We start from the raw sequence: 23,163 nt of genomic DNA, 5'->3' as shown, positions 1-23,163 counted from the left end.
ATGATCGCTTGCATTCTCGCCAAATCAGGCTATGTGCGCGCATCCCTCGCTTCGGCGTGGGGTATGAAGAAAGCCGGAGGGGCCCCGCAATCCCGCGGACAAGCCAGCGATCGGCCACATGTGAAAGGACAAGAGCATGGCTCTCTACGAGCATGTTTTCTTGGCGCGACAGGACCTGAGCCAGGCTCAGGTCGACCAGCTCGCTGCCACGGCGACCGAAATCGTCGAAAACAACGACGGCAAGGTCACCAAGACCGAGACCTGGGGTCTCAAGAACCTCGCCTACAAGATCGACCGTAACCGCAAGGCGCACTTCGTCATGCTCAACATCGAGGGCCCCGGCTCCGTTGTTTCCGAGCTCGAGCGCCAGACGCGTATCAACGAAGACGTCATCCGCTACATGACCATCCGTGTCGAAGAGCACGAAGAAGGTCCCTCGGTGATGATGCGCAAGAACGAGCGCGATTCGAAGAAGCGCAAGGATCGCGAGGAGCGTAACTGATGGCACGTCCGTTTTTCCGCCGCCGCAAGACCTGCCCGTTCTCCGCGAAGAACGCGCCGGCTATCGACTACAAAGACGTTCGTCTGCTCCAGGGCTTCATGTCCGAGCGTGGCAAGATCGTCCCCAGCCGCATCACCGCCGTAAGTGCGAAGAAGCAGCGTGAACTGGCCAAGGCCATCAAGCGCGCTCGCCACATCGGCCTGCTGCCGTACATCGTGAAGTAAGGGGAAGACATCATGGATATCATTCTCCTCCAGCGTATCGAAAAGCTCGGCACGATCGGTGACGTCGTCACCGTGAAGGACGGCTACGCTCGCAACTTCCTTCTTCCGCAGAAGAAGGCCCTGCGCGCCAACGAAGCCAACAAGAAGGTCTTCGAAGCCAACCGCGAGCGCCTCGAGAAGGAAAACGCCGAACGTCGCGCCGAAGCCGAAAAGAACGGCGAAAAGGTCGATGGCGTCGAAGTCATCCTGATCCGCGCAGCATCGAACACCGGCCAGCTTTACGGTTCGGTCAACGTTCGTGACATCGTCAACGGCCTCGCCGACAAGGGTCACGAGATCGACAAGAAGCAGGTCATCATGGGTAACCCGATCAAGACGATCGGCATGCATGACGTGCGCATCGACCTCCACCCCGAGGTTTCGGTCACCGTGAAGGCAAACGTTGCCCGTTCGGACGACGAAGCAGAACTGCAGACGCAGGGCGTCGACGTTCTTGCCCAGATGTTCGAAGAAGAGCAGGCCGAGATCGAGGAAATGGCTGCTGCCAATGCCGTCGATCCGACCCTCGAGCCGGGTGAAATCCCCGCCGACATGCTCGAAGACGGCGTCAGCACCGAAGAAGGCACCACCGAAACGGAAGCCCTCATCGAAGCGACCAAGCCGGAAGGCGACGAAGCCTGAGGCTTTTCGCACACCAGACATCAAGGGCGCGGCGACTTCGGTCCCCGCGCCCTTTTTGTAACAGGCGCCCTCCTGTGGCAGAGGGGGTCACGAAAACGAAAAGAGCCAGGAGAAAAAGGCCCATATGGATACAATCGAACAGATTCTCGACAAGCTTCAGACCGTCTATGATGCCGCGACCGCGCGGCTGCGTGACGATGTCATCGCCTTCGGGCGCGACCGCACCCTTCCCCCCGCCGAACGCCGCAAGGATGGTAGCTATGCCTATCCCGAATTGCGCATCCTGTTTCGCGGCGGGGAAATGCCCGAAGGCGCGAGCCGGGCATTCGGCCGACTGAACACGCCGGGCCTCTATTCGACGACCGTTACGAAGCCGAGCCTGTTCCGCGACTATATCCGCGAACAGATCGAGCTGATCGAAAGCAATTACGAGGTCGAGGTCGAGGTCGGTTCCTCGCGCCAGGAAATCCCGTTCCCCTATGTCCTCGACGGACAGGCCGGCGCCGAGCTGGCCGGGATCGACCCCAACGAGATTGCACGCCATTTCCCTTCGACCGACCTCGCCGATATCGGTGACGAACTGGCCGACGGTATCGAACTGGACAACCCGGACGATCCGATCCCGCTGTCGCTGTTCGACGGCCTGCGCACCGATTTCAGCCTTGCGCGCCTCGCCCACTATACCGGCACCGACGTCCAGCACTTCCAGCGCTTTATCCTGTTCACGAACTACCACCGCTATGTCGACGAATTCGTGGACTGGGCGGGTGCCCAGCTCGGCAAGAACGGCTTCACGGCACTTGCCGGTGCCGGCGGCATGATGCTGACCGAGCCGACCGAAAACGCGCGCGGCCAGCTCTCCGACACGGCATGGCGCCGCCACCAGATGCCCGCCTATCACCTCGTCGGTGAAAACCGCGGCGGCATCACGCTGGTGAACATCGGCGTCGGCCCGTCCAACGCGAAGACCATCTGCGACCACCTTGCGGTACTGCGTCCCGAGGCTTGGCTGATGATCGGCCACTGCGGCGGCCTGCGCCCGAGCCAGAAGATCGGCGACTATGTGCTCGCGCACGCTTACCTGCGTGACGATCACGTGCTCGACCCGGTCCTTCCGCCCGAGATCCCCCTTCCCGCCATCGCGGAGGTCCAGCAGGCTCTTGCCGGGGCAGCCGAAGCAGTTTCGGGCGAACACGGCAGCGACCTCAAGAAGCGCATGCGCACGGGAACGGTCGTGACCACGGACGATCGCAACTGGGAGCTTCGCTACACCAGCTCTGCCCGCCGCCTCTCGCTAAGCCGCGCTGTCGGCATCGACATGGAAAGCGCCACGATCGCCGCACAGGGCTACCGCTTCCGCGTCCCCTACGGCACGCTTCTGTGCGTTTCGGACAAGCCGCTCCACGGCGAAATCAAGCTGCCGGGCCAGGCCAACAAGTTCTACGAGGAAGCCATCGCTGCCCACTTGCAGATCGGCGTCACCGCCTGCGATCTGCTGCGCCAGGAAGGCCCCAAGCTTCACAGCCGCAAGTTGCGCGCTTTCAACGAGCCGCCGTTCAGGTAAGAACTTTCTCCCACAAGGGAGAGAACCATGGCCGAATTACCCAACCGCTCGCGTTCGATCGAGGGCCGCGTCGCCATCATTACCGGGGCCGCGAGCGGAATGGGACGCGCGATGGCGCGGCTTTTTGCCTCTGAGGGGGCAAAGGTGGCGGTCACCGATCTCGACCTTGCTGCCTACGAGGCGGTTGCGGAGGAGTGCGGCGGTGATGCCCGCGCCTATGCGCTCGATGTGTCGGACAAGGATGCGATCCAAGCGGTCGTCGGGCGGATCGCAGAGGATTTCGGCGGCGTCGATATCCTCGTGAACAATGCTGGCATCTCGGCGTTCTGCGCGCTCGATGCGGACGAGGAATACGAGGTAATCTGGCACCGTGCGCTCGCCGTGATGCTGACCTCGCACCAGCGTATGGTGCGCGCTGCCCTCCCTCACCTGCGCCAGAGCGATGCGCCCCGCATCCTCAACTTCGCCTCTACCGAAGGCCTCGGCGCGACCCCCGGCGATACGCCCTATGTCGCGGCAAAAACCGGTGTTACCGGCCTTACGCGCGGTCTCGCTGTGGATCTCGGGCCCGAGGGCATCACGGTGAACTGCATCTGCCCCGGCCCGATCCGCACCGCGATGACCGATGCCGTGCCCGAGGAGCACAAGACTATCTTCGCCAAGCGTCGCACAGCCCTGAGGCGTTATGGCGAGCCTGAGGAAGTGGCGCAGGTTGCGCTCTCGCTGGTGCTACCGGCGGCGAGCTACATTACGGGTGCTGTAATCCCGGTCGATGGCGGGCTGATGGCGCGGAATGCTTGAGGAAGGGATTACCCCTTCCCCTTCGTCTTCGTCTTTCCGACCTTCGCATTGGAGGCCATGTAATCGATGATCATTCCGGCGATGTCCTTGCCGGTCGCTTTCTCGATTCCCTCAAGGCCGGGCGATGAGTTCACCTCCATGATGACCGGGCCGTGATTGCTGCGCAACATGTCGACGCCGCATACGTTCAGGCCCATGTGCTTGGCAGCTCGAACCGCAGTGGAGCGTTCCTCCGGCGTAATCTTGATCAGCTGCGCGCTGCCGCCGCGGTGGAGGTTGCTGCGAAAATCATCTGCCGCGCCGGTCCGCTTCATCGCCGCGACGACCTTGCCGCCGACGACGAGGGCGCGGATGTCGGTGCCGCCCGCTTCCTTGATGAATTCCTGCACGAGGATGTTCACATTGGCGCCGCGGAAGGCCTCGATCACCGACTTTGCCGAAGACATGGTCTCGGCAAGCACGACGCCGATGCCCTGCGTGCCCTCGAGCAGCTTGATGACCACCGGCGGCCCCTTGACCGCCTTGATGATCTCTTCGGCCTGCTTGGGATCGTTGGCATAGGCCGTCAGCGGCAGGCCGAGACCATGCTTGGCGAGGATCTGCATGCTGCGCAACTTGTCGCGGCTGCGCCCGATGGCGACGCTCTCGTTCAAGGGCCAGCAGCCGCGCATCTCGAACTGGCGCAGGATGGCGAGGCCGTAATTGGTAATCGAAGCACCGATACGCGGAATTACCGCGTCATAACCGACGCAGGGCTCGCCATTGTAATAGACTTCGGGCCGGTGGCTCGCGATGTGCACGGTGCAACGCGTGGTGTTGAGGATATCGAGCGTATGCCCGCGCTCTTCCGCAGCCTCTACCAGACGCTTGTGCGAATAGAGATTAGGGTTGCGGGCAAGCATGGCGATTTTCATGGTTTATGGCCTTTCTTGACCTTCATTTCCGGCGTTTGCAGCCAGGAATATCCCGAATCCACGACAAACCGGCGACGCAGCGATGAGCGGCCGATCAGCATGGGAAATTTCATATCGCGGCGGTTCGCGAGGCTGATCTCGGCGCGAAATTCGACGTCGCCGATCTTGAGCGGCGTCTTGATGACATAGCGGTACTGCGTCTCGCCATTCGAACTGGTGATACCGCGCACGTCGACATGCACGGCCTCGCACACCTGGCGGACATGCTGCTGTTCGAAATCGACCGCGAAACGGACGTATTTCTGCCCGTCGCGCTCGAATTCCTCGATTACCTCGCCATGCAGCGACGAGGTGCGCGCACCGGTGTCGATCTTTGCGGGGATGGCGTGCAGGCCGAGTTCCGGCAGGTGCACGAGTTCGCGCCAGCCGACGGCGGGCAGGACTTTCGGTTCCTTGCTCATTCGATGATCGCGATCCCGTCGCCCCCGCCCTCGCCCGGCAGGCGGCGCAGCACTTCACCGGTCTCGAAATCGACTTCGGCGATGGTGTTGGCCATGGTTTCGGCGACATAGATGCGCTCGCCATCGGGCGAGAACAGGATCGTGACCTGCGTCTTGGCCTCCGCTTCATCGCGGCTCGAAACCGCGATCGAGCGGACCTTGGCGCCCGTCGCCGTGTCGATCACCGAAAGGCCGCCATCGGCGAGGTCTGAGGTCACCGCGTAGTCGCCCTGCGGGCGGAGCACGATCCGCAGCGGGAAATCGCCGACGGGCACGTCCTTGATGCGTTTCAGGCTCTGCGGGTCGAGCGCATAGGCCATGTCCGACCCGCGTGCCGAAACCCACAGGGTCTCTCCGTCGGGCGTCAGGGCGATGCCCTCCGGCTCCTCGCCGATCGTCGCCGACAGCGGTGCGCGGCGGGTCACGAGATCGATCCGCGTGACTGTCTTGTCGCCAAGGTCGGTCGTCCAGGCATGCTGCGTATCGGGCGAGACGGCGATCATGTGGCTACCGCGCTTGCCGGTCGAATATTCGAAGGTCTCGGTCTCGCCGAGGGGATCGCGGATCACGAAGACCGACTGGCGGCCTTCCGCGGTGGAATAGAGGTTACCGTTCGGATGCCAGACGATGCCATGCGGGCGCGCATTCTCGCCCAGCTCGATGCTCTTGATCTTCGCCAGCGTGTCGGTGCGGAAAATGTCGACGCTGGTCCCGCCATAACAGGCCAGCGCGACATGCTTGTCATCGGGCGAGGTCGCCAGCTCGTGCGGATTGGCGCAACTGTCCACCCGCAGCACTTCCTCGCCGGTCGACAGGTCGACCTTGGCGAGCGTGTTGCCGAACTTGCCCGCCACGAAGAGCGCACCCGACACCTTGTCCGGTGTCGGCTGCACAGATGTGTCCTCGGACACGGGTGCGCAGGCCGCCAGCAGCGGTAGCGCCAGCCAGCCTGCGCGCAATGGCATCACCAGCCCTGCTCCATGCCTTCGTTCTGTTCGTCGAGCCATTCCTTCAGCGGCGCGAAGTACTCGGCCATCGCCTTGCCACTCATCTGGCGCTCGCCGGTGAAGGCTTCGAGCGCGTCGGGCCACGGCTTGCTGGCGCCCATTTCGAGCATGGCATTGAGGTTCTTGCCGACTTCCTCATTGCCATAGAACGAGCAGCGGTGCAGCGGCCCTTCCCAGCCCGCCTGGTCGCAGGCGGCCTTGTAGAACTGGAACTGCAGGATCCGCGCAAGGAAGTAGCGCGTGTACGGCACGTTGCCCGGGATGTGATACTTCGCGCCAGCATCGAACTGGCTCTCATCACGGGCCACCGGCGGGGTGATGCCCTGGTATTCGAGGCGCAGGTCGTTCCAGCCCTGATTGAGACCGTCAGCCGGGATCGAGCCGTCGAACAGGCCCCAGCGATAACGGTCGACCATCAGGCCGAAGGGCAGGAAGGCGATCTTGTCCATCGCCTGGCGCAGCAGCAGGCCGATGTCCTTGTCCGCGCTCGGCACGTCGCTCTCGTCGAGCATGTCGATCTGGACGAGGTATTCGGGCGTGATCGACAGCGCGATCATGTCGCCGATGGCTTCGTGGAAACCGTCGTTCGCGCCGTTCAAATGCAGGTAGTCCTGCTGGTTGTAGGCGCGCTGGTAGTAGTTGTGGCCGAGCTCGTGGTGGATGGTGATGAAGTCATCCGCGTTGCGCTTGATGCACATCTTGATGCGCAGGTCGTCGACATTGTCCACGTCCCATGCACTGGCGTGGCAGACCACTTCGCGATCGGCGGGCTTGGTGAACTGGCTGCGGTCCCAGAAGGTGTCGGGCAGCGGTGCAAAGCCCAGCGAGGAGAAGAAGTCTTCGCCCACGCGAACCATCTGCTTTTCGTCGTAGCCCTTCTGCTCGATCAGCTCGGTGAGGTCATAGCCGATGTCGCCAGCCCCTTCGGGCGCGACGAGCGGATAGATATTGCCCCATTCCTGCGCCCACATATTGCCGAGCAAGTCGGCACGGATCGGGCCGGTCGCCGGCTGCACTTCGTCGCCGTACTTCTCGTTGAGCTTGCCGCGGACATAGGTGTGCAGCGCCATGTAGAGCGGCTTCACTTCCTGCCACATGCGCTCGGTCTCGGCGGCGAACTGGTCGGGGTCCATGTCGTAATTCGAACGCCACATCGCACCGAGGTCATCGAAGCCGAGCTCCTGCGCGCCTTCGTTGGCGATCGAGATCATGCGCTGGTAATCGGTGCGCATCGGGGCGCCGACATTGTTGTGCCAGCTCTCCCACATTTCCGCTTTCTGCGCAGGCGTGAGGTCGAGGTCGCCCATCGCGGCCTCGATATCCGAGCCGTTGATTTCCTCGCCGTTCAGCGTGCCGCGACCCTGCCCGTACTGCGAGCCAAGCTCGGTCGAGATGCGTGCAAGCTCTGCCGCTGCGCCATCGCGGACGGGAGCGGGCATCACGATGCCGTTGCGCAGCATGTCGAGCTTGCGAGCGACTTCGGGATCGAGCCCGTCGACGCGGGCGTATTCGGCAGCCTTGTTGGCATAGGCGACCGACTTCTCGGTCGAAACCGCGCCGTATTTCGCAGCCAGCATGTTGCTGTCGTGGACGATGTAAGTGGAATTCAGCCACAGCACGCGGCCGTATTCGACCGAGAAATCGAACAGGTCCTTCTCGACCATCGCGACCCAGTCGGCGGCACCCTGCGGCGTCATCGGATAGGGATCTTCCGCTGCAGCAGGAGCAACAGGAGTGCTGGCTACGGTCTGCGAATTGGCAGGCGAGCATGCGGCAAGCGAGATGGCGAGCGCAGACAGTGCGACTGGGGCAAATTTCATTGTGATTCCTCTTCCCGTACAGGGTTGTCCGTCAATGCGGACGGATTGCACTTGCTGGGGCGTGGAATCAAGCGCTGCGACGCGCCTTCCACCCGCCCAACAGACAGGCGATGATCGTCAGAGTCGCCAGAATCCAGCTGCCAATCTTCCACGGACGCACCGTCGCGGCGAGGCCCGCAAGCCCGTCATCACCTTCGAAGCGCCACAACTGCACGATCTGGCTGATCGTTTCGGCATAATCGGTGAGCAGGAATACCGCGCCGCTGGCCAGCGCGATGCTACCCGCGACCGTCATCCATCCTTGCGCCGACCGCCGGAAGTAAAGGCCACCGAGGACGCACCCGATGCCATAGACACCGATAAACAGGAGATCGCCCATCATCGCCAGCGTGGCCTGGTTCCAAAGCCCTGCGGCCCGCCACGCAGACTGGATACGGTCCACCTCTGCCGCAGTCCCAGCCGCCTGGTGATCGAGAATGCCTCCCGGAACCTCGGTCAGGACCAGCGGCATTCCGAGCGCGATGACGATGGCGAAGAGCACGAGGCCCCCGACCCAGGTCCAGAGGAATGCCCGGCGCAGGCTCACTTGTGCGCCGCCAGCCACTCGGCAATGGCGATTCCGAGGTCCGGCTTGGTCACGCTGCCCATATGCGTGCCGGGCACTTCGACGAAGTCCGAGTTCGCTATCAGCGCGGCGAGTTCCTCTGCCGAGCCGTTGTCGCGATCCTCGTCGCCGCACACGACCAGCGTCGGCATGGTAATGTTGGAAAGCTTGGCGAGATCGAGGTCGGGCATCGTGTCCAGCAGCAGGCGCGCCGCAACGCGATCGACACCCTGCGACTTCAGGAACTGCATCGAGAAATACGCCGGGTCGCCGCGCGGGATGTTCTCGAATTCGTCGATAACGCGCTTGAAATAGGCCGAACGCTTGGCCCATTCGCCAAGGCCCGCCGTGCCCATCCCGCCGATCACGAGGTTCTTAGGCTCCAATACGCCATGCGCCACGGCATGAAGCGAGGTCCGCGCTCCTAGCGAGAAGCCGCCGAGGTCGTAGTCTCCGAGCGCCAGATGATCGACCAGCGCCGCGACATCGCGCACCAGCACATTCTGCGGATAGGCCTCCGGCTCGCGCGGCGCCTCGCTCTGGCCGTGCACGCGGAAGTCGAGCATCAGGACCTCGAAGCCTTCCTGCGCGATGCGCTGGTCATGGCCCCACTTCACCCAGTTCATCTCGGCGCTGGAAAAGAGGCCGTGCAGCAGGACGAGCGGACGCCCCTCGCCCACACGATGCAAGGCAAGCTTCGTGCCGTCGAAGCTTTCGAAAATTTCGGTTCTCATTCGGGCATCTCGCCGGTGGATTCCCGCCACTTGGCGACAAGGGTCTCATCCTCGTCGGCGCGCTTGCGGGGAAGATGGGTGGTGTCGAGCCAGGCCTCGTGCATCCGCTCGACGCCGAAGTGCCATTGCGGTTCGATCCCGTAAGGGTCGTCGAGCGTGCCAATGGCGAGGTCCATGTTGCGGCCTTCATCGAACTGGAAGCCCAGCGGCGTGCCGCATTCCTTGCAGAACGGGCGCTTTGCGAAGCTCGAGCTGGCGTACCATTCGGGCTCGGACTTCCACGTGAGGTTGCCCTTGGCAAGGCTCAGGAAGGCGATCGAAACCCCGCCGGTCGCGCGCTGGCACATGCGACAGTGGCACAAATAGGCATTCTCGGGATCGTAGGTCGCCTCATAGCGCACGCGGCCGCACTGGCAGCCACCCTCCTGCGTGGTCCTGTCTTTCATCGCTTCGTGAGCCCCTGTTGCTCCATCCGCCATTTGGCCATTTCGATGCGGTCCTGCCCGAAAAAGGGCTCGCCGTCGAATACGAGCGTTGGCACGCCCCAGTGCCCCGCCTTTTCCAGCGCATCCTGATTGGCCGCGATTTCCGCGTCGAGCGCCTCGGCCTCGCTCTGCACTTCGGCGATGATCTCCTCGACACCGAGACCTGCCGCTTCGAGAGCGCGATCCAGATGGCCGCCCTCGTGCCAGTCTTCCTGCCCACCCCAGATCATCCGGCCTGCCTCTGCCGCGAAAACAAGGCCGGCACCGCGTCGGGCAGCCGCCTGCCCCATGCGGGTGACGCGCCGGATATAGGGCTGGTCTTCCGCGATCTTGCGCGTCGCCATGTCCTGGATGATCGGATCGGGCTTCGGCGCGCCGAAGGGAATTTGATGGAACTGCGCCACGCGGATCATGTCGCGCATGGTGTAGCCAATCCAGTTGGGATGATTGCGCTCGAAGAAATCGGGTTGGCGTATCGCAAGCGGGTAGACCGGTCTCAACGCGATATTGAGGTCATACTCCTCCGTCATGGCGCGATAACGGCCGACAGACAGATAGCTGTAGGGCGAGCGGAAGCTGAAATAGAGCTCTGCGGTCAAGGTCATGGACCGCGGTTATACATCCGACGCGGCTTAACGGAAGAAGCAGCTCATTCCCGCCTGGAGCGCGGTGATCTCGTCAGCCTCGCTGAACCCCCGGATGGTGCCGTACTGGCTGGTCGTGAATTCGAACTCTCCGGGAAGTGTGGAGTCGATTTCACGAACTTGGAATTGCTGTTTAAGTTCAGACAGCTTCGTGACACCGGGCTGCACACCGTCGATGGTCATGACATCGTCGGATGCGCGCAGGAACCAGCCCACGAACCTGTCGTCCTGATACGCGACCTGAAGCGGACCGACGCCACTGAAGTCCATCGGGCCAGCGCCGCACTCCTCGTTCGAGCTTTGCTCGGGTGCCGTCTCGAAGGCGACCTCAAGGAGTTTGTCGGCAGATTCTCTCGAATCTCCGAAATTCGCGTGCCCCACGGCATCGCCGAAACGCTTCTGCATACCGTTTTCGCCCACCACCAAAGTCGCGGAATCCCAGACTTCGTTGGTATCTGCGTTGGCATCTGCCGCAGGTTCGTCGCTCTCTTGCGGCGAACCACAAGCAGACAGAGCAAAGGGCAGAGCGAGGAGGAGTGTCTTCTTGATCATCCCTTCTTAAGGCATTCGCGCCCGAGGAGTTCCGCAATCTGCACGGCATTAAGAGCCGCACCCTTGCGAAGGTTATCCGACACGCACCACAGCGCGATGCCGTTGTCGACCGTCGGGTCGTCGCGCACGCGGCTGATGTAGGTGGCGCTGTCACCGGCGCTTTCGACCGGGGTAACGTAACCTTCGTCCTCACGCTTATCGATCAGCATGATGCCGGGCGCCTCGCGCAGGATTTCCTGTGCCTGTTCCGCCGAGAGTTCGTTCTCGAACTCGATGTTCACGCTCTCCGAATGACCCACGAAGACCGGCACGCGCACGCAGGTGGCGTTGAGCTTGATCTTCGGATCGAGGATCTTCTTGGTCTCGACCACCATCTTCCACTCTTCCTTGGTCGAGCCGTCATCCATGAAGACATCGATGTGCGGAATGACGTTGAAGGCGATCTGCTTGGTGAACTTCACCGGCTCGATCGGGTCGCCGACGAAAATCGCACGGCTCTGCTGGAAGAGCTCGTCCATGCCCGCCTTGCCTGCGCCGGAAACCGACTGGTAGGTCGAGACGACCACGCGCTTGATCGTTGCGGCATCGTGCAGCGGCTTCAACGCAACCACCAGCTGCGCAGTCGAGCAGTTGGGATTCGCGATGATGTTGCGCTTCTTGTAGTCGTGGATCGCATCCGGGTTCACCTCGGGTACGATCAGCGGCACGTCGGGGTCCATGCGGTAGAGCGAGCTGTTGTCGATCACCACGCAGCCGGCAGCGGCAGCCTTGGGCGCATATTCCTTTGCCGGACCGCTACCAGCCGCGAACAGGGCGATGTCCCAGCCGGACCAGTCGAAATGCTCGATATTCTTGCACTTGAGCATCTTGCCGGTGTCGCCGAATTCGACCTCGGTGCCGTGCGAACGGCTGCTGGCTACGGCCGCAACTTCGTCACAGGGAAACTCGCGCTCGGCAAGGACCTGCATCATTTCGCGTCCGACATTCCCGGTCGCGCCGACCACGGCAACACGATAACCCACTGCATTTCTCCAATCAGTATTCGCCGCCGAGATAGCGATTGCCGCCGCGCCCGCAAGCGCACATTCGATTGCGGGCGCTAAAGCTCAGACAAGCCCTGCGAAATGAGCGAGCAATATTGCCAAGGCTGCAAAGGCCATGACGGTTCCGGGCAAAGTGATCCAGCGCTTGCCGACATTCTCCTTCAGCGCGAGGCCGTTGAGCGTACCGAAGACCAGCAGGAAAACCACGCTTGCGCCGCTCACCAGCCCGTCCAGACCTCCGAGCACGGCGAGTGCCAGGGCCAATGCGGCCAGCGATAGAACCGCCCATTGCGGCGATCCTGCTGCATTGCGCTTTCCCAGCCGTTCCGGAAGCGCGCCGTCTTCCGCCACTTCTCGGGCTAGGCGCGCCGACGAAAACAGCGTCGCGTTGATCGCGCTGGCGGTCGATAGTGCTGCGGCGATCGTCACGGCAATCAGGCCCGGAGTACCAAGCGCCGCCTGGCCAGCCTGGCTGAGCGCCACCTCGCCATCCTCGATCACCGCCTTCGTCCCCGTCAGCATGGGTACGGCAAGGGCCACAAGGACGTAAATCAATGCCGCGCTTCCGATCGCGAGGGGCATGATGCGCGCCATGACCCGCTTGCGATCCTTCATTTCGTCGTAATCGTAGGCGACAAGTTCGAAGCCTTCATAGGCCATGAAGACGCTTGCAGCGCCGATGATCACTCCGATCAACCCCGGTTGGGAGGGTATCTCCAGCTTGGCCACATCGAACTGCGACAGGCCGAACGCCGCAAGCGCCGCAAGGATCGCCAGCTTGATTACGACGATGGCGATTTCGACACCGGCTGCCTGCCCTGCACCGCGCAGATTGATCGCCGTCATCGACAGGATCGCGAGCGCGGCCATTGCGGGCGGCAACCAGCCGGGTCCGCCAATGGCATTCCCGAGGTAAGCACCGAAAGTGTAGGCATAGACTGCGCAGGTAAGGACATAGCCCGCCAGCAGGACCCATGCGCTCCATTTTGCGAGGCGCAGGAAGCCGAGATCGCGCAGGAAACTGTAGATGCCACCAGCTTCGTCCTTGGCGATCGTCAGCGCGGCGAGGCTGTGCCCGGTGGCATATGCCACCAGCCCACCGAGGATGAAGCTCAGCGCAGCCCAGTGTCCGGCGTTGGAAATGACGACGCCAAGCGTGGAGAAAATCCCGCCGCCCACCATCCCGCCAACGGCGATGGCCCAAACGGCGGGGAGACCGAGCTCGCCCTTGTCGTCGCCCGACTTGTTCATTCCGGCGGGGTCACTCCGTGGCTTTCAAGGAACCGGAACACGGTGTTGTAGCGATGCGGCGAAATCTGTTCGCCCGACACGCGGTGCGTGTAGCCGGGATAGAGCATCATCTCGAACGGCACATTGGCTTCCTGCATCAACGAAATGATCTCGGTCGCATTCTCGAACACGACATTGTCGTCGGCCATCCCGTGGATCAGCAGCAGCGGATCGACGATCTTGGTGGCATCGGGAATGGCGGAAGCGGCTTCATAAGCCTCGGCATCATCCTGCGGCGTACCCATATAGCGTTCGGTATAGTGGGTATCGTAAAGCTCCCACTTGGTCACTGGCGCGCCGGAGATGCCGGCAGCGTAGAGCCCTGGATCGGCCTGCAGCTGCTTCAATGTCATGTAGCCGCCATAGGACCAGCCATCGATGGCGATCTTGTCCGGATCGACGAAATCGAGCGTCTTGAGGTATTCAGCGCCCGCCTTCTGGTCGCGCACCTCGACGCCGCCCATAGCGCGGTAGATAGGCTGTTCGAATGCTACGCCGCGATTGGCACTGCCGCGATTGTCGAGCGCGAACCAGATGTAGCCCTTGTCGACGATCGCCTGCCTGAGGCCGCCGTTCCAGCCCTTGTTGACGACCTGCGGACCCGGCCCGCCATAGTGGTAGAAATAGACTGGGTACTTCTTGCCCGGCTCCATCTCGGGTGTGACCATTTCCCAGTAGAGCGGCGTGCCGTCTTCTGCGGGGATCGTACCGTATTTCGTCGGCCTGTGGCTGGCGAGGAAAGGCGCATAGGGATGGTCGCCGTCGAGCGCATTTTCCTCGATCCAGGCAAGGCGCTTGCCCGTGGCATCGGCAATGTAGCTCTGCGGCGGATTATCGTCGTTGGAGCGCGAAATGAGCAGCGTCTGGCCCTTCCCGTCCATGCTGGCGGAGTGGGTATAGCCCAGCTCTGTCAGGCGGGTGATTTCGCCCGGATTGGCGAGGTCCACGGAGTAGACGTGCTGTTCCAGCACATCGTCCTTGGTGCCGGTGAAGAACACGCGGCCCGCCTGCTGGTCCACACCGACAAGCTTGGTGACGACCCACTCGCCGCTGGTGAGCTGCGTCCAGCCCGTCTTTCCCGCTTCATCGAGCAGGTAGAGGTGGCCAAAGCCGTCGCGTTCGGACCACCAGACGAGTTTGCCGTTCTCAAGCCACTTGTAGTCACTGCCGAGGTTAATCCAGTAGTCCTCGACGGCCGCGTTCTCGGTGAAGAGGACCTGGCTCTCGCCAGTCGCCGGATCGACCCGCAGGATGTCCATGACCGTCTGCTCGCGGTTCTGGCGGGTCACGTAGAGATCGTTTCCGGCCCAATCGACGCGGGCGAGATAGATGTCGGGATCATCGCCCAGATCAACCTTCACGCGGTTTTGGCCGTCGGGGTCCATAACATAGAGTTCGACCACGGCATTGTCGCTGCCGGCCACGGGATAGCGCTGGTCGAAAACCTTGGTCCCCGTCGCGCCGATCGCTGCACGCGTCACGATGCCGACGCCACTTTCGTCGAAGCGCTCGACCGCGATGCGGCTATCGTCGGGAGCCCACCAGTAACCGTCCATGCGGGCCATTTCTTCCTGAGCAACGAACTCGGCCTCGCCCCAGCGAATTGCGTCGCCTTCCTTCGGTGTGATCGGAGCGGCCTCGCCGCCGACCTCGCCGACCCACAGCTGGCGGTCGCGCACGAAGGAGACATAGGCGCCCTTCTTTGAGAGCGAGGGGTTGAGTTCGCTTTCCTCAGTATCGGTGAGCCGCAGCACATCGCCGCCGATCTGCGCAAGGTAGAGATCGCCGTCGAGCGGGACGAGGACACCGGTACCGTCGGAGGTCCACTCGTAGGAGATGATGCCCTTGAGGCTGCCGACACGCGCACGTTCGCGCTGCATTTTCTCGTCTTCCGACAATTCGCGGCCAGAACCCAATGCTTCGCTGTCGATGAGCATCGACCATTCCTCGGTCTCGCGGTCGAAGGCCCAGAGGTCGTAGCGCGCCAGGTCATCCTCGCGGTTGCGCAGCACGGTGAGATAGCGGCCATCGGGCGAAAGCTTGGCCTGCCGCGGGCTCGGCCCGTCGAGGTCGGGCGAGGCGAAGACGCGCTCGAAGGTAAGGTCCATGGCGGCAGTCTCCTGCGAATTGGCTTGATTGTCTGCCATGGCCGGCGAGACGAGGCTGGTGCCGAGCGCGAGGGCTGCGGCGAGGCGAAGCGACTTCATGTTCTCTCCCGAAAATCTTGTCGCCGCGTCCTCGCAATGCCTCGCCCCGATTGCAAGGCGGAGCGTGGCCGTAGAAGTTTTTATGCCTAATTTCGGGTTAAGTGCGCTTCCTTAAACCCCCTTAAGAACCTGCTGCCAGAACCTGTCTTGTCAACGGGAGGCCCTTTTCCGGCTCACAGGTTTCCCGGAGGCATCAAGACCGAGCCAATTTCGGCTCATCATGATCCCCACGTGACAAGGGCAGTGCGTTCAGGCGCACTGCCCTTTTTACGTTTGCGGGGTTTGGGGCAGTGCGTTCAGGCGCACCGCCCTTTTTACTTTTGCGGGGTTTGGGGCAGTGCGTTCAGGCGCACTGCCCTTTTTACGTTTCCGCACAGCACAACGAAAAAGGGCGGCCCGTGAGGACCGCCCTTCCCTTGTCTCTTGCGAGAAGCTTACGCCTTGGGCGCGTTGTCGCGGCGTTCCGCGATACGCGCGCGCTTGCCGGTGCGGCCGCGCAGGTAGTAAAGCTTCGCACGACGCACGATACCGCGGCGGACCACGGTGATGCTGTCGACGATCGGCGAATACAGCGGGAACACACGTTCCACGCCTTCACCGAACGAAAGCTTGCGGACGGTGAAGTTGCTGCCCATGCCGCGGTTCGAGCGGGCAATGACAACGCCTTCGAAATTCTGGACACGCTCGCGGGTGCCTTCGACAACCTTCACGCCGACGCGGACGGTGTCGCCTGCGCGGAATTCGGGAATGTCCTTGCCGAGGTTTTCAATAGCTTCGGCTTCGAGCTGCTGGATCAGGTTCATTTGCCTGGTCTTCCTACTTCTTTTGCCGCGCATCAGAGGCAGACTGGTCCCGATCGCCACTGTAGCGATCCCAAAGGTCCGGCCTGCGTAACCGTGTGTCTTCCTCGCTCCTTGCCTTGCGCCAAGCAGCGATTTTCGCATGATCCCCCGATCGCAGCACTTCAGGGATCGTGCGCCCTTCCCATTCCTGAGGTCGGGTGTATTGCGGATATTCGATGAGCCCGTTCTCGTAGGACTCCTCGACTCCGCTATCGGGCGCGCCCATTACTCCGGGAAGCAGCCGAATGCAAGCGTCGAGTATGGCCAGCGCGGCAGTCTCTCCGCCCGACAGGACGATATCGGCGAGGCTGACCTGTTCGATCTGCGGGAAAGCCTCGAAAATCCGCTCGTCGAAGCCCTCGAACCGACCGCACAGGATGGCCACACCGGGCCCGGCGGCAATCTCGCGAATGCGCGCCTGCGTAATGGGCTTGCCCCGCGGCGTCATGGCGAGGATTGGTAACGGCTCCCCGGTTCGGGGAGGTGGCAGATGCGCAGCATCTGACGGAGGGGATTTGCCCTCAGCGCCTGCGATTGCCGCAGAGTCCCCTCCACCGTCTTCGACGGTCCCCCTCCCCGTACCGGGGAGGATACTTGCGAGCGCACGCCCAAGCACATCCGCCTTGAGCACCATGCCCGCCCCGCCACCAGCCGGCGTATCATCGACCGTGCGATGCTTGTCGGTGGCGAAATCGCGAATCTGGACGGTCTCGCACGACCAGTCCCCCCGCTCCAACGCCTTGCCCGCAAGCGACACGCCCAGCGGCCCGGGAAACATCTCGGGATAAAGGGTCAAGATGGCGGCTTCGAAGGTCATTGTTCTTTGCCAACCCCGGTAATCCGCTTCGCTGCTTGGTAGGCTACAGGCCATGAAACTACGATGGAAAGCGACGCTACGGTGACAATCGTCGCGAAGCCAAGTCGATCAGAGTCCCGGGCCGCTTCGCTGAACATATGCGCAGTCACAAAAATTGAGAGCATCGCTAAGGCAATGGGAATCAGTCCGGTGGCCAAAAGTAGCGTCCTCCTGGACTCAGAATTTGGCCACGCGCTGCGTACTATCCCCCAGCAACATACTGCAAAAATAATGGAAAATGCACTTACAACAGCGGCGACAACTGCCGCAGGCAAGAGAATGCTTTCTAAGACGACCATTTCACCCCTCCCTTTGGCCGCGTATCTACGGTGAGCTCGAAAACATCGGGCCGAGAATAATGCCCATCGGTATCGAGGCTCGCCAGCCCTTGCCCGATTTCGCCTAGGTCAAGGTCAGCAAATAGCGTCTCTTCTCCCTCCCCCGCCTGCGCCACGATCCGCGCATCGGGTGCGATAATCATCGATCCGCCGCGATTGAGCGCGTCGCCCTCGATCGCCTCGATCAGTTCCTTCGCCGCATCATCGCCGCCAGCGCGCTCCAGTCCATCGAACAGGTCCTCCTTCGCCTGCACAAGTCCTGCTGCCAAAACGAAGCAGCGGCCCTCCATCGCGTAGTGCCGCGAGGCGAGCGCGTATTCCTCGCGCACGGTGGGCCATGCCGCGACGTGCACGCTTTCGCCGAGGTTGTGCATCGCGGCGCGCGCGAGGGGCATCCAGTGCTCCCAGCAGATCAGCGAGCCGACCTTGCCCCACTCCGCCTGGTGCACGCCCAGGGTCGAGCCATCACCGCGCATCCAGATAAGGCGCTCGCCATGCGTAGGGACGAGCTTGCGGTGGTCGAGCACCGGCAGGCCGGGCCGGAAGGTCATCTGGTTGTTGTAGAGGCTCTGCCGCACCCGCTCATGCGCGCCGATGCTGATGACCGCGCCGCTCTCGTCGCATAGCTCCTGCAAGGGCAGCAGCCGCTCGTCCTGCGCCACCACCGCCTGTTCCAGCATGATGCGGTGCAGCGCCTTGGTGCCGGGATGGTCCCACAACGCCGCGCCGGGCGCCTCGTCCAACCACAATGGATATCCGCCGAGGAAGGTTTCTCCGAAAGCTACCAGCTGCGCCCCGCCATCTATCGCCTCGCGGGCAAGGCGCACGGCCTTTTCGATCCCGTCGCCGATTGCAAGAGGAACGGGTGCGGCCTGCGCGATGGCTACCTTGAGCGTCGTCATGTCGACGCGGTTAGCGCGGGCGGCAAGGCTTGGCTATCCCGCGTTGCAGATCGCCACTCAGCGCGAGGTCAGTTTCTTCCTGTCCGAGGTGGCGGTCGGAACGAACTTGCCGACCACGCTCGATGTCACGACGCCCAGCGCCACGAGCCCGCCAGCTGACAACAGGTCCATGCCGTCAAGCGTCGTGCTCGGCCCGCCTTCGAGGCGCACGGCAAGCAGCACTGCGAGCGGCGAGGCGCCGGCGAACAGGTGGCGCAGGCGCGGACCGATGGTCGGCGAGACCTTTGCCACGAAAGCGCTCATGCTGGCGCTCATGGCGGCATAGGACCCGATTACGAATGCGGCGGTGTCGATCATCATGTGGTCCCTTGCAGTCTTCTTCGAATTCCGCCCGGAGCGTGACCGACATGGCCGGACCGGGCAAGAGGCGTTCTATATGCGTAATACAGCGATCTGCAAGCGACTTTGGCACCCTTCCCTTCCCTTGCGCGTATCTAGGCAATGAAACCTGATGACTGCATCATCGTGGGCGCGGGCCCCGCGGGCCTGACAGCGGCAATCTATCTCGCTCGCTACCATCTCGACATCCGCCTGTTCGATTGCGGAACGAGCCGGGCAAGCTGGATCCCGAAAAGCCACAACCACGCGGGCTTTCCCGAGGGAATCAACGGCGAAGAACTGCTCGACCGGATGCGCGAGCAGGCCGCGAAATACGGCGCGATGCGAGAACCGAAGCGCGTCACGAAGCTTGCCAAGCCGGACGAGTGCTTCACCATCACCTGCGATGGCGAGGAATACCGCGCGCGAACCGTCCTGCTCGCAACAGGCGTGGTCAACAACCGCCCCGAGGGCATCGACGAGCAGCTCCATGACGAGGCCCTGTCACGCGGCCTGATCCGCTATTGCCCGGTCTGCGACGGTTTCGAGGTCACCGACAAGAAGGTGGCGGTGATCGGTACGGGTGACCACGGCACCGCCGAAGCCCAGTTCATCCGCACATTCACCGATGACATCACGCTGGTCTCGCCCGAGGGCGACCACGACCTTTCGGAAGCCTGCAGCAAGGCACTCGACGGGGCAGGTATCAAGCGTGTCGTGGGGCCGTGCGGCGATTTTGCGATCGAGGAAGGACGCATCGCGTTCGATACCGCCGAGGGGCGCATGCGCTTCGATTCCATGTACCCCGCGCTCGGCAGCGTCATCCGTTCCGGCCTCGCGCAGAAATGCGGGGCCAAGGTCAGCGAGGAAGGCTGTATCGAGGTAGACGACCATCTGGAAACCAGCGTGGATGGGCTGTTTGCTGCAGGCGATGTCGTGGTGGGGCTGGACCAGATCAGCCATGCCATGGGCCAGGCCGGCGTCGCTTCGACAGCGATCCGCAACCGCTTGGCAGAGAAGAAGCCGCTTAGGCGCTGATCAGTCGACGAAGTCGGCGTTGACGGTCAGCCTTTCGCTATCCCAGCCGGGGACCGCCTGCTCGGTCAGCGGAACCATGAACTTCTTTCCATCGGGCTTTTCGATCTCGACGATCTCGGTCGCGCCGAAATTCTCGACCGCGCACACGCGGCCGACCTCGTCTCCCTTGTCGGTCACGACAGGAAGGTCGAGCAGGTCGGAATAGTAGAATTCGCCCTCGTCCAGCGACGGAAGCGCGCTGCGGGCGACGGTCAGCACGGTGCCGCGCAGGGCCTCGGCTTCGTTGCGGCCCGCGACTTCGGCAAAACGCGCGATGGCGCCGCCCTTGTTGTCGCTGCGGACCTTGGTGAGGGTAAGCTTACCCTCGTTGAAGCTCTTGTGCGGCTTCAGGGCTTCGAAACCCTCGCCGAACAGCTTCAGACGGACTTCGCCCGCCACGCCATGTGCACCGGTGACGGCGGCCAGCGTGACGGGCTTGTCCTGCATGGGAGAGATTACTCGCCCTTGTCTTCGGTAGCTTCTTCAGCAGCGGCTTCTTCAGCCGGTGCTTCTTCAGCTGCAGCTTCTTCGGCCGGAGCTTCTTCAGCGGCTGCTTCTTCAGCCGGAGCTTCGGCAGCGGCCTTGGCTTCTTCTTCAGCAGCCTTGGCAGCTTCTTCGGCTTCAGCAGCCTTTGCAGCCTTTTCTTCAGCGCGTTCCTTGGCGGCTTCGCCCGGCTCACCCTTCTTCGGGTTGTTGCGCGGTGCACGCTCGAGGATGCCGGCGGCGTCGAGGAAACGCAGGACGCGGTCCGACGGGGTCGCGCCGACCGAAAGCCAGTGACGTGCGCGGTCTTCGTCGAGCTTCACGCGCTCGCCCGAATCCTTCGGCAGCATCGGGTTGTAGGTGCCGATCTGCTCGAGATACTTGCCGTCACGCGGGCTACGCGAGTCCGACACGACGATGCGGTAGTAGGGACGCTTCTTCGCGCCACCGCGCGACAGACGAATTGCAACTGCCATTTTACTTCACCTTTCGAATGTAAATATCGGTAATTTAGATTATTTCTTGTTCAACATGTCACGCAGGTCAGCGGGCAGCGTGTCGGGATCGACCGAAGGCCCCTTCCCTCCGCCGCCGAGACCCGGCAGGCCGCCCATGCCGCCGCCCGGTCCGCCAAGTCCGGGCATCGCGGCGCCCATGCCGCCCTTGCCGAACAGCGCGCCGAGACCCTTGAGGCCGCCCATCTTCTTGATCTGCTTCATGGCCTTGGCCATTTCCTGGTGCATCTTGAGCACCTTGTTCACGTCCTGCACCTGAGTGCCCGAACCTGCCGCCACGCGCTTCTTGCGCTTGGCATTCATCAGCTTGGGCAGCTTGCGTTCCTTGGGTGTCATCGAGCCGATGATCGCGTCCATGTGGAGCAGGACCTTGTCGTCCATGCCCGAGGCCTGCATCGCGGCCTTGGCCTTCTTCATGCCCGGCATCATGCCCGCAAGCGCGCCGAGGCCACCCATGTTCTGCATCTGCTTGAGCTGCATGCGCAGGTCGTCGAGGTCGAACTCGCCCTTCGCCATCTTCTTGGCGAGAGCTTCGGCCTCTTCTTCCTTGATCGTCGCGGCGGCCTTTTCGACCAGCGATACGACATCGCCCATGCCGAGGATGCGGCCGGCGACGCGCGAAGGATCGAATGCCTCGATCGCGTCAAGCTTTTCGCCCGTACCTGCAAACTTGACCGGCTTGCCGGTGACATAGCGCATCGAGAGCGCCGCACCGCCGCGCGCATCGCCGTCCATCCGGGTGAGGACCACGCCGGTCAGCGGCACTTCACCGGTAAAGCTCTGCGCGACGTTGACCGCGTCCTGGCCGGTCAGGCTATCGACGACCAGCAGCACCTCGGTGGGCGCGGAGACGGCGTTGATCGCCTTCATCTCGGCCATCAGCGCTTCATCGACATGCAGGCGGCCTGCGGTGTCGAGCAGCAGCACGTCTGCAGCCTGCAGCTTGGCGGCTTCCATCGCGCGGCGCGCAATGTCGACCGGCTGCTGGCCGGGTACGATCGGCAGGGTCGCGACATCGACCTGCTCGCCCAGCACCTTGAGCTGTTCCTGAGCGGCCGGACGATTGACGTCGAGCGAGGCCATCATCGACTTCTTGCCGTGCTTCTCCTTGAGAAGCTTGCCCAGCTTGGCGGTGGTGGTCGTCTTACCCGAGCCCTGCAGGCCGACCATCATGATGACGACCGGCGGCTTGGCGTTGAGGTTCAGTTCGCGCGGTTCGGCATCTTCGCCGGTGCCGCCGAGCATTTCGACGAGCTCGTCATTGACGATCTTGACGACCTGCTGGCCGGGCGTGACCGACTTGAGGACTTCCGAACCGATCGCCTTTTCGGTGACCGCATCGATAAAGCGGCGCACGACGGGAAGCGCGACATCGGCTTCGAGGAGCGCGATGCGCACTTCGCGCATGGCCTCGCGCACGTCGTTCTCGGACAGCGCGCCACGGCCCTTGAGCTTGTCAAAGACGTTTCCGAGCCGGTCGGACAGATTGTCGAACATGTCTGTTCTACTCCTTCCGAACCCGATCAGGTCCGAATAAACGCGAAAAACGCCGGCGGACGAGAACTCGTCGGCCAGCGTGGGGCGTACCCCTATGGAAACCCAAGTTTTATCCCGGGTGTGGTGGAAGCAGACCGCAGCCGTCGCCACGGCCTGCTACCATCAAATCCGGGAAAATGGTGGAGCCTAGCGGGATCGAACCGCTGACCTCTACAATGCCATTGTAGCGCTCTCCCAGCTGAGCTAAGGCCCCGTGCCATTTTCGATACAGCGCATCCTGGGATGGTGCGCTGCCCTTGCGGGAGGCGCCCAATATAAGGGGCCTCGCCGCAATGCAACAGCTAAATTAGCTTTCGTCCGCGTTGTCGTCGTCGCCCTTGGACTTCGTCTCGACACCGAGGTCGTCGTCGCCGCCAAGATCGACTTCATTGTCGGGCGAATCATCGTCTTCGTCGATGTCGATATCCAGATCGTCATCATCGTCGCCGCCCAGATCGCTATCCGCCTCGGCGTCCTTCTTCTTCTTGGCTTCGTCCTCGGCGAGGATCGGCTGCTTGGACTTGAGCACGGGTTCGGGCGTCCACTCTTCACCGCATTCGATGCAGGTGACGGGATCTTCCTTGTTCAGATCGTAGAAGCGGGTGCCGCAGTTCGGGCAGGTGCGCTTGGTGCCCCATTCAGGTTTGACCATGTGTAATCCTTG

General features: G+C 62.6%; 26 protein-coding genes, 1 tRNA gene and 1 pseudogene. 6 read left to right on the top strand and 22 right to left on the bottom strand.

What is annotated here, in order from left to right:
* The first annotated feature begins 136 nt into the window (after nt 1-136).
* The 5 genes and pseudogenes from rpsF to K3165_RS00445 all read left to right on the top strand — a co-directional run bounded on the left by rpsF (nt 137) and on the right by K3165_RS00445 (nt 3,772).
* On the top strand, nt 137-502 hold the full coding sequence (gene rpsF / locus K3165_RS00465) for a 30S ribosomal protein S6 (RefSeq protein WP_221546923.1): 366 nt from the start codon (nt 137-139) through the stop codon (nt 500-502).
* Nucleotides 502-726 carry a 30S ribosomal protein S18 gene (gene rpsR / locus K3165_RS00460; protein WP_006832330.1) on the top strand — a complete coding sequence of 75 codons (225 nt, stop codon included), beginning with the start codon at nt 502-504 and terminating at the stop codon, nt 724-726. The genes rpsF and rpsR overlap by 1 nt, the downstream gene beginning before the upstream one ends.
* A 12-nt stretch (nt 727-738) precedes the next feature.
* A complete protein-coding gene (gene rplI, locus K3165_RS00455) occupies nt 739-1,407 on the top strand; it encodes a 50S ribosomal protein L9 (RefSeq protein WP_221546922.1) in 669 nt (222 codons plus the stop codon).
* An 88-nt stretch (nt 1,408-1,495) separates the two neighbouring features.
* Nucleotides 1,496-2,971: pseudogene (locus K3165_RS00450) on the top strand (AMP nucleosidase); the annotation flags it as partial.
* A gap of 27 nt (nt 2,972-2,998) precedes the next feature.
* Nucleotides 2,999-3,772, top strand: a complete 774-nt coding sequence (locus K3165_RS00445) for an SDR family NAD(P)-dependent oxidoreductase (protein ID WP_221546920.1) — start codon at nt 2,999-3,001, stop codon at nt 3,770-3,772.
* 8 nt (nt 3,773-3,780) lie between these two features.
* Here K3165_RS00445 and rimK read toward each other — a convergent pair whose 3' ends face one another.
* From rimK to K3165_RS00360, 17 genes are all read right to left on the bottom strand, one after another.
* Entirely contained in the window at nt 3,781-4,686 is a 906-nt protein-coding gene (gene rimK, locus K3165_RS00440; RefSeq protein WP_221546919.1) for a 30S ribosomal protein S6--L-glutamate ligase, read from the bottom strand.
* Entirely contained in the window at nt 4,683-5,147 is a 465-nt protein-coding gene (locus K3165_RS00435) for an ATP-dependent zinc protease family protein (protein WP_221430974.1), read from the bottom strand. Before K3165_RS00435 ends, rimK begins: the two co-directional genes overlap by 4 nt.
* Nucleotides 5,144-6,151: a YncE family protein gene (locus tag K3165_RS00430; RefSeq protein WP_221548273.1), complete on the bottom strand. Its 1,008-nt coding sequence runs from the start codon at nt 6,149-6,151 to the stop codon at nt 5,144-5,146. Before K3165_RS00430 ends, K3165_RS00435 begins: the two co-directional genes overlap by 4 nt.
* Nucleotides 6,151-8,013: a M2 family metallopeptidase gene (locus K3165_RS00425; protein WP_221546918.1), complete on the bottom strand. Its 1,863-nt coding sequence runs from the start codon at nt 8,011-8,013 to the stop codon at nt 6,151-6,153. Before K3165_RS00425 ends, K3165_RS00430 begins: the two co-directional genes overlap by 1 nt.
* A 67-nt stretch (nt 8,014-8,080) precedes the next feature.
* Complete coding sequence (locus K3165_RS00420; RefSeq protein WP_221546917.1) at nt 8,081-8,599, bottom strand: hypothetical protein; 519 nt, start codon at nt 8,597-8,599, stop codon at nt 8,081-8,083.
* Nucleotides 8,596-9,351, bottom strand: a complete 756-nt coding sequence (locus K3165_RS00415) for an alpha/beta fold hydrolase (RefSeq protein WP_221546916.1) — start codon at nt 9,349-9,351, stop codon at nt 8,596-8,598. The genes K3165_RS00420 and K3165_RS00415 overlap by 4 nt, the downstream gene beginning before the upstream one ends.
* The gene (locus K3165_RS00410) at nt 9,348-9,797 is read right to left on the bottom strand and encodes a GFA family protein (RefSeq protein ID WP_221546915.1); all 450 of its coding nucleotides are present in this window, start codon (nt 9,795-9,797) and stop codon (nt 9,348-9,350) included. The genes K3165_RS00415 and K3165_RS00410 overlap by 4 nt, the downstream gene beginning before the upstream one ends.
* Nucleotides 9,794-10,441, bottom strand: coding sequence for a 2-hydroxychromene-2-carboxylate isomerase (locus K3165_RS00405; protein WP_221546914.1), 648 nt, complete (start codon nt 10,439-10,441; stop codon nt 9,794-9,796). Before K3165_RS00405 ends, K3165_RS00410 begins: the two co-directional genes overlap by 4 nt.
* Before the next feature lie 27 nt (nt 10,442-10,468).
* A complete protein-coding gene (locus K3165_RS00400) occupies nt 10,469-11,032 on the bottom strand; it encodes a hypothetical protein (RefSeq protein ID WP_221546913.1) in 564 nt (187 codons plus the stop codon).
* Nucleotides 11,029-12,054, bottom strand: coding sequence for an aspartate-semialdehyde dehydrogenase (locus K3165_RS00395; protein WP_221425257.1), 1,026 nt, complete (start codon nt 12,052-12,054; stop codon nt 11,029-11,031). Before K3165_RS00395 ends, K3165_RS00400 begins: the two co-directional genes overlap by 4 nt.
* Before the next feature lie 84 nt (nt 12,055-12,138).
* Nucleotides 12,139-13,326, bottom strand: coding sequence for an APC family permease (locus K3165_RS00390; protein WP_221546912.1), 1,188 nt, complete (start codon nt 13,324-13,326; stop codon nt 12,139-12,141).
* Complete coding sequence (locus K3165_RS00385; RefSeq protein ID WP_221546911.1) at nt 13,323-15,572, bottom strand: S9 family peptidase; 2,250 nt, start codon at nt 15,570-15,572, stop codon at nt 13,323-13,325. Before K3165_RS00385 ends, K3165_RS00390 begins: the two co-directional genes overlap by 4 nt.
* 434 nt (nt 15,573-16,006) lie before the next feature.
* On the bottom strand, nt 16,007-16,375 hold the full coding sequence (gene rplS / locus K3165_RS00380; RefSeq protein WP_247713840.1) for a 50S ribosomal protein L19: 369 nt from the start codon (nt 16,373-16,375) through the stop codon (nt 16,007-16,009).
* A 13-nt stretch (nt 16,376-16,388) separates the two neighbouring features.
* Nucleotides 16,389-17,231, bottom strand: coding sequence for a tRNA (guanosine(37)-N1)-methyltransferase TrmD (gene trmD / locus K3165_RS00375; RefSeq protein ID WP_221546910.1), 843 nt, complete (start codon nt 17,229-17,231; stop codon nt 16,389-16,391).
* On the bottom strand, nt 17,228-17,569 hold the full coding sequence (locus K3165_RS00370; RefSeq protein WP_221546909.1) for a hypothetical protein: 342 nt from the start codon (nt 17,567-17,569) through the stop codon (nt 17,228-17,230). The genes trmD and K3165_RS00370 overlap by 4 nt, the downstream gene beginning before the upstream one ends.
* Complete coding sequence (locus K3165_RS00365) at nt 17,557-18,510, bottom strand: carbon-nitrogen hydrolase family protein (RefSeq protein ID WP_221546908.1); 954 nt, start codon at nt 18,508-18,510, stop codon at nt 17,557-17,559. The genes K3165_RS00370 and K3165_RS00365 overlap by 13 nt, the downstream gene beginning before the upstream one ends.
* A gap of 57 nt (nt 18,511-18,567) precedes the next feature.
* Nucleotides 18,568-18,870, bottom strand: coding sequence for a hypothetical protein (locus K3165_RS00360; protein WP_221546907.1), 303 nt, complete (start codon nt 18,868-18,870; stop codon nt 18,568-18,570).
* Nucleotides 18,871-19,011: 141 nt separating this feature from the next.
* Between K3165_RS00360 and K3165_RS00355 the strand changes: the two genes are divergently transcribed.
* Nucleotides 19,012-19,926 (top strand): NAD(P)/FAD-dependent oxidoreductase, encoded by a 915-nt coding sequence (locus K3165_RS00355; protein ID WP_221546906.1) that lies wholly within the window; start codon nt 19,012-19,014, stop codon nt 19,924-19,926.
* Here the strand turns inward: K3165_RS00355 and rimM are convergent, their stop codons facing one another.
* From rimM to K3165_RS00330, 5 genes are all read right to left on the bottom strand, one after another.
* The gene (gene rimM / locus K3165_RS00350; protein WP_221546905.1) at nt 19,927-20,412 is read right to left on the bottom strand and encodes a ribosome maturation factor RimM; all 486 of its coding nucleotides are present in this window, start codon (nt 20,410-20,412) and stop codon (nt 19,927-19,929) included. It abuts the gene before it with no gap.
* Nucleotides 20,413-20,420: 8 nt separating this feature from the next.
* Nucleotides 20,421-20,924, bottom strand: coding sequence for a 30S ribosomal protein S16 (gene rpsP, locus K3165_RS00345; protein ID WP_221546904.1), 504 nt, complete (start codon nt 20,922-20,924; stop codon nt 20,421-20,423).
* A 39-nt stretch (nt 20,925-20,963) separates the two neighbouring features.
* Nucleotides 20,964-22,460: a signal recognition particle protein gene (gene ffh / locus K3165_RS00340; RefSeq protein WP_221546903.1), complete on the bottom strand. Its 1,497-nt coding sequence runs from the start codon at nt 22,458-22,460 to the stop codon at nt 20,964-20,966.
* A gap of 177 nt (nt 22,461-22,637) precedes the next feature.
* Nucleotides 22,638-22,713: transfer RNA gene (locus tag K3165_RS00335), tRNA-Ala, on the bottom strand.
* 93 nt (nt 22,714-22,806) lie between these two features.
* Nucleotides 22,807-23,151, bottom strand: coding sequence for an FYDLN acid domain-containing protein (locus tag K3165_RS00330; protein WP_221546902.1), 345 nt, complete (start codon nt 23,149-23,151; stop codon nt 22,807-22,809).
* Nucleotides 23,152-23,163 lie beyond the last annotated feature (12 nt).

The sequence above is a fragment of the Qipengyuania xiamenensis genome (assembly GCF_019711495.1).
GTDB lineage: Bacteria > Pseudomonadota > Alphaproteobacteria > Sphingomonadales > Sphingomonadaceae > Qipengyuania > Qipengyuania xiamenensis.
The sequence above is the reverse complement of the archived record's forward strand: the minus strand, read 5'-3'. Positions and strand labels throughout refer to the sequence as shown.

Coding starts and splice junctions, on each gene's coding strand:
- rpsF (WP_221546923.1), top strand. CDS start 137: ATGGCTCTCTACGAGCATGTTTTCTTGGCGCGACAGGACCTGAGCCAG.
- rpsR (WP_006832330.1), top strand. CDS start 502: ATGGCACGTCCGTTTTTCCGCCGCCGCAAGACCTGCCCGTTCTCCGCG.
- rplI (WP_221546922.1), top strand. CDS start 739: ATGGATATCATTCTCCTCCAGCGTATCGAAAAGCTCGGCACGATCGGT.
- K3165_RS00445 (WP_221546920.1), top strand. CDS start 2,999: ATGGCCGAATTACCCAACCGCTCGCGTTCGATCGAGGGCCGCGTCGCC.
- rimK (WP_221546919.1), bottom strand. CDS start 4,686: ATGAAAATCGCCATGCTTGCCCGCAACCCTAATCTCTATTCGCACAAG.
- K3165_RS00435 (WP_221430974.1), bottom strand. CDS start 5,147: ATGAGCAAGGAACCGAAAGTCCTGCCCGCCGTCGGCTGGCGCGAACTC.
- K3165_RS00430 (WP_221548273.1), bottom strand. CDS start 6,151: ATGCCATTGCGCGCAGGCTGGCTGGCGCTACCGCTGCTGGCGGCCTGC.
- K3165_RS00425 (WP_221546918.1), bottom strand. CDS start 8,013: ATGAAATTTGCCCCAGTCGCACTGTCTGCGCTCGCCATCTCGCTTGCC.
- K3165_RS00415 (WP_221546916.1), bottom strand. CDS start 9,351: ATGAGAACCGAAATTTTCGAAAGCTTCGACGGCACGAAGCTTGCCTTG.
- K3165_RS00410 (WP_221546915.1), bottom strand. CDS start 9,797: ATGAAAGACAGGACCACGCAGGAGGGTGGCTGCCAGTGCGGCCGCGTG.
- K3165_RS00405 (WP_221546914.1), bottom strand. CDS start 10,441: ATGACCTTGACCGCAGAGCTCTATTTCAGCTTCCGCTCGCCCTACAGC.
- K3165_RS00400 (WP_221546913.1), bottom strand. CDS start 11,032: ATGATCAAGAAGACACTCCTCCTCGCTCTGCCCTTTGCTCTGTCTGCT.
- K3165_RS00390 (WP_221546912.1), bottom strand. CDS start 13,326: ATGAACAAGTCGGGCGACGACAAGGGCGAGCTCGGTCTCCCCGCCGTT.
- K3165_RS00385 (WP_221546911.1), bottom strand. CDS start 15,572: ATGAAGTCGCTTCGCCTCGCCGCAGCCCTCGCGCTCGGCACCAGCCTC.
- rplS (WP_247713840.1), bottom strand. CDS start 16,375: ATGAACCTGATCCAGCAGCTCGAAGCCGAAGCTATTGAAAACCTCGGC.
- trmD (WP_221546910.1), bottom strand. CDS start 17,231: ATGACCTTCGAAGCCGCCATCTTGACCCTTTATCCCGAGATGTTTCCC.
- K3165_RS00370 (WP_221546909.1), bottom strand. CDS start 17,569: ATGGTCGTCTTAGAAAGCATTCTCTTGCCTGCGGCAGTTGTCGCCGCT.
- K3165_RS00365 (WP_221546908.1), bottom strand. CDS start 18,510: ATGACGACGCTCAAGGTAGCCATCGCGCAGGCCGCACCCGTTCCTCTT.
- K3165_RS00360 (WP_221546907.1), bottom strand. CDS start 18,870: ATGATGATCGACACCGCCGCATTCGTAATCGGGTCCTATGCCGCCATG.
- K3165_RS00355 (WP_221546906.1), top strand. CDS start 19,012: ATGAAACCTGATGACTGCATCATCGTGGGCGCGGGCCCCGCGGGCCTG.
- rimM (WP_221546905.1), bottom strand. CDS start 20,412: ATGCAGGACAAGCCCGTCACGCTGGCCGCCGTCACCGGTGCACATGGC.
- rpsP (WP_221546904.1), bottom strand. CDS start 20,924: ATGGCAGTTGCAATTCGTCTGTCGCGCGGTGGCGCGAAGAAGCGTCCC.
- ffh (WP_221546903.1), bottom strand. CDS start 22,460: ATGTTCGACAATCTGTCCGACCGGCTCGGAAACGTCTTTGACAAGCTC.
- K3165_RS00330 (WP_221546902.1), bottom strand. CDS start 23,151: ATGGTCAAACCTGAATGGGGCACCAAGCGCACCTGCCCGAACTGCGGC.